General features: G+C 74.3%; 3 protein-coding genes. 2 read left to right on the top strand and 1 reads right to left on the bottom strand.

What is annotated here, in order from left to right; translation table 11 throughout:
• Window positions 1–666: DMT family transporter (locus tag H5J33_RS33085; protein WP_181798399.1), on the top strand; the 666-nt coding region annotated here is incomplete at its 5' end.
• Window positions 667–683: 17 nt separating this feature from the next.
• A complete protein-coding gene (locus H5J33_RS33080; RefSeq protein ID WP_181798398.1) occupies window positions 684–884 on the top strand; it encodes a DUF1918 domain-containing protein in 201 nt (66 codons plus the stop codon).
• Here the strand turns inward: H5J33_RS33080 and H5J33_RS33075 are convergent, their stop codons facing one another.
• On the bottom strand, window positions 885–1985 hold the full coding sequence (locus H5J33_RS33075; RefSeq protein ID WP_181798400.1) for a glycoside hydrolase family 10 protein: 1101 nt from the start codon (window positions 1983–1985) through the stop codon (window positions 885–887).
• Between the last annotated feature and the right edge of the window lie 3 nt (window positions 1986–1988).

Here is a 1988-nt window from a genome sequence, read left to right as displayed (position 1 = left end):
CATCTGGCCGGGCTGGCCGTGGTCGCCGCCGGGGTGGTGCTGGGCTTCCCGATGCTGACCACGCTCGCGCTGGAAACGTCCACCACGTCCCACGCGGCCGTCGTGGTGGGGCTGCTGCCGCTCACCACCGCCGTGTTCTCCGCCCTGCGCACCGGCGCCCGGCCCTCGCGCCGGTTCTGGCTGGCGGCCGTGGCGGGCGCGGCGGCCGTGATCGCCTTCACCCTCACCCAGAGCGGGGGCGCGCTGACCACGGCCGACGGCTATCTCTTCGCGGCGCTGCTGGTGTGCGCGGCCGGGTACACCGAGGGCGGCCGGCTGGCCCGGGTCATGCCGGGCTGGCAGGTCATCGGCTGGGCGCTGGTGCTGTGCCTGCCGCTCGGCGTGCCGGCCGCCGCGGTGGCGCTGGCGTACGAACCCGTGCACCTGACCGCGCACGGCGTCGCCGGGCTGCTGTGGGTGGCCCTGGGATCGCAGTTCCTGGGTCTGGTCGTCTGGTACCGGGGCATGGCCGCCATCGGCATCCCGCGGGCCAGTCAGTTGCAGTTGGCCCAGCCCCTGCTCACACTGGTGTGGTCGGCGCTGCTGCTGGGCGAACACTTCACGGTGGCCGCACCGCTGACCGCCGTGGCCGTGCTCGTGTGCATCGCCGTCACGCAGCGGTCGTGAGCGCAAGGAGGGCCCAGATGCGCGCATCCAAGGGCGACAAGCTGGTCCAGCACGGCAGGGTGGTGGGTCAGCACGACCACGTCGTGGAAGTGGTCGAAGTACTCGGTCCCGAGGGCACCCCGCCCTACCGTGTCCGCGCCGAGAACGGACACGAGACGATCATGTCCCCCGGGCCCGACTGCCAGGTCAGGCACCAGGAAGAACAGCGACAGCGGTAGTCAGCGCGGTGGTCTCGCCGGCCCCCGGTAGTGGTCGGCGAGCACGCGCGCCATCGCCCCGGCCGGGTCCGCCGCCACGTCCCGGGCGGCGAAGAACACGTGCCCGCGCACCCGCGGGTACCGGGCGGCGAGGGTGAGGTGCCGGGACAGCTCGACCGGGTCCTGCCAGGCCGACGGCTCCCCGGCGTCGCCCGCCTTGTACAGGGCCTCCCCGATGTAGAGGTGTGTCGCCGTGCCCCCGGCGGCCTCGGCCCACCAGGCGACGAGGGCCGCGTAGTCGGCGTCGGCGTGGCCGATGTGCCAGTACAGCTGGGGGACGACGTAGTCGATCCAGTGCTCGCGGACCCAGGTGCGGGTGTCCGCGTACAGGTCGTCGTACGTCTGGACGCCCGCCCGCGTCTCCGAGCCGCGCGGGTCGGTGGCGGCGTTGCGCCAGACTCCGAAGGGGCTGATCCCGAACCGGGTGCCGGGCCGGACGCTCCGGATCCCGGCGGCCGTCTCGCGCACCAGCGTGTCGATGTTGTGCCGGCGCCAGGCGGCCCGGCTGGGGAAGGCCCCGCCGTGGCGGTCGTAGGCCTCGTCGTCGTCGAAGGCCTGCCCGGCGACCGGATAGGGGTAGAAGTAGTCGTCGAAGTGGACGGCGTCGACCGGGTAGCGGGCGACCGCGTCCAGGATCGCCCGCCGCACGAAGGCGCGGACCTCGGGCTGCCCCGGGTCGTAGTACAGCCGGCCGCCGTACGGCACCACCCAGCCGGGATGCTCGCGGGCCGGGTGGGTGGGGGTGAGCCGGGCGGGGTCGTCGTGGTTGGCGACCCGGTACGGGTTGAACCAGGCGTGCAGTTCCAGCCCCCGGGCGTGCGCCTCCCGCACGGCGGTGCCCAGCGGGTCCCAGCCCGGGTGGCGGCCCTGGGTGCCGGTGAGCCACTCGGACCAGGGCTCGTACGGCGACGGCCACAGCGCGTCGGCGGCCGGCCGCACCTGGAGGATCACCGTGTTGAGCCGGTAGCGGACCGCGCGGTCGAGGTGGGCGATCAGCTCGGCCCGCTGCCGGTCGGCCGGCAGACCGGGCCGCGAGGGCCAGTCCCGGTTGGCCCCGTTCATGTA

Source organism: Streptomyces sp. WELS2 (assembly GCF_013870595.1).
In the GTDB taxonomy this organism is placed as follows: Bacteria; Actinomycetota; Actinomycetes; order Streptomycetales; family Streptomycetaceae; genus Streptomyces.
Note: the sequence above shows the minus strand (reverse complement) of the source record. Positions and strands in the feature narration are given on the sequence as shown.

What these genes read in the sequence shown, in the direction of transcription:
- H5J33_RS33080 (WP_181798398.1), top strand. Translation starts at nt 684, where the DNA reads ATGCGCGCATCCAAGGGCGACAAGCTGGTCCAGCACGGCAGGGTGGTG.
- H5J33_RS33075 (WP_181798400.1), bottom strand. Translation starts at nt 1,985, where the DNA reads ATGAACGGGGCCAACCGGGACTGGCCCTCGCGGCCCGGTCTGCCGGCC.